Source organism: Xenorhabdus khoisanae, assembly GCF_001037465.1.
In the GTDB taxonomy this organism is placed as follows: domain Bacteria; phylum Pseudomonadota; class Gammaproteobacteria; order Enterobacterales; family Enterobacteriaceae; genus Xenorhabdus; species Xenorhabdus khoisanae.
This window is the reverse complement of sequence record NZ_LFCV01000265.1, coordinates 1-1,626: the sequence shown is the minus strand read 5'-3', so window position 1 is coordinate 1,626 and position 1,626 is coordinate 1. Positions and strand designations below refer to the sequence as shown.

Below are 1,626 nucleotides of genomic sequence, written 5' to 3'. Positions count from 1 at the left end.
TCCTTATTCTGATTACTATTTTCTATATAATAAAATGAAATAATTTCAATTTGAGTACAATAACTCGACATCGCTTTCATCTTTTTGTTAAATTTAGCTATCTAGAAGTCTAAACATGCAAACTGAAATAGTAGAGGTTTCGAGCAATGCCTATCCGTGTACCAGATGAATTACCTGCGGTAAATATTCTCCGCAATGAAAACATCTTTGTCATGACCTCAACACGGGCAAGTATTCAAAATATTCGCCCATTGAAAGTATTGCTACTTAACCTGATGCCCAAGAAGATTGAAGCTGAAAATCAGTTTATTCGGTTACTGTCAAATTCACCGCTACAGGTTGATATTCAATTACTGAGAATTGATAGTCGGCAATGTAAAAATACGCCTGTTGAACATTTAGATACCTTTTATTGTGATTTTGACTCAATAAAAGATCAAAATTTTGATGGATTGATTGTCACTGGTGCTCCTTTGGGATTGGTTGAATTTGAGGATGTGACTTATTGGGATGAAATTGAAAAAATTGTTACTTGGGCAAAGAGTCATGTTACTTCGACACTTTTTGTCTGTTGGGCAGTGCAGGCAGCCTTAAATATTCTTTATCGCCTTCCAAAATACACTCGAACGACCAAACTATCTGGTGTCTATTCTCATTCAACGTTAGATCCTTTAGCGTTACTAACGCGCGGATTTGACGAAACTTTTTTTGCACCGCATTCTCGTTTTGCTGATTTTCCTGAATCTGTTATTCGTGAGCATACAGACTTAGATATTTTAGCCAGTTCAGAAGAGGCTGGCGCTTATTTATTTTCCAGTAAGGATAGAAGACTCGTATTTGTTACAGGTCACCCTGAATATGATGTGGGTACGCTAGCAGCAGAATACTGGCGTGATCGGGCTGCTGATTTGAATCCTGCACTGCCGATCAATTATTTCCCGAATGACGATCCTGAAAATAGTCCCATTGCTGCTTGGCGCAGTCATGGTCACTTACTGTTTTCAAATTGGTTGAATTATTATGTTTATCAAATTACGCCATATGATCTCACTTTTATGAATCCTTCCTTAGATTGATCTCCATTTGAAACAGAAAAATGAGGATTGGCTGAAGCGAGCCATTTCTCATTTTTTTAATTTTTCTTTCCATATTGATGATTTCCAGACATTAGTTATTTCTTATACATAACAAAAACTTAACACTTTTCTGTTTTCTTTTTTGGAATTTATTTCCCTGTTTTTCTTATCTTTAAATACACTTAATTTATTGATTTTATTTGGTTAATTTTTAATTTAAAAAATAATGGAAATCGTTTTTGATTTATTTTTTTAATTGATTAATCTTAATCGGGTTGAGCATTTAAAAGACGAAAAGAGGGGAGTATGCAGCAGATGTTAACAACCCAGTTGACCTTTATGAAGCCTTTTGGCGAGGCAGAGAATCAGGTATTATCACCTGAATCTATTGGTTTCTTAGAAGATTTGATTGTTGAATTTTCTGGCAGGCGTGAAAAATTATTGGGAGAACGCATTGAATGGCAGAAAAAAATAGATGACGGAATGCTCCCAGATTTTATTTCGGAAACATCTTCCATTAGAGATGGGGATTGGAAAATACAGGGAATAC

General features: G+C 35.2%; 1 protein-coding gene and 1 pseudogene. Both read left to right on the top strand.

The window, feature by feature from the left end; all coding sequences use genetic code 11:
* Positions 1 to 146: 146 nt before the first annotated feature.
* Positions 147 to 1,076, top strand: coding sequence for a homoserine O-acetyltransferase MetA (gene metA, locus AB204_RS20695; RefSeq protein WP_047965265.1), 930 nt, complete (start codon positions 147 to 149; stop codon positions 1,074 to 1,076).
* A gap of 306 nt (positions 1,077 to 1,382) precedes the next feature.
* Positions 1,383 to 1,626 (top strand): annotated as a pseudogene (locus AB204_RS20690) (malate synthase A); the annotation flags it as partial.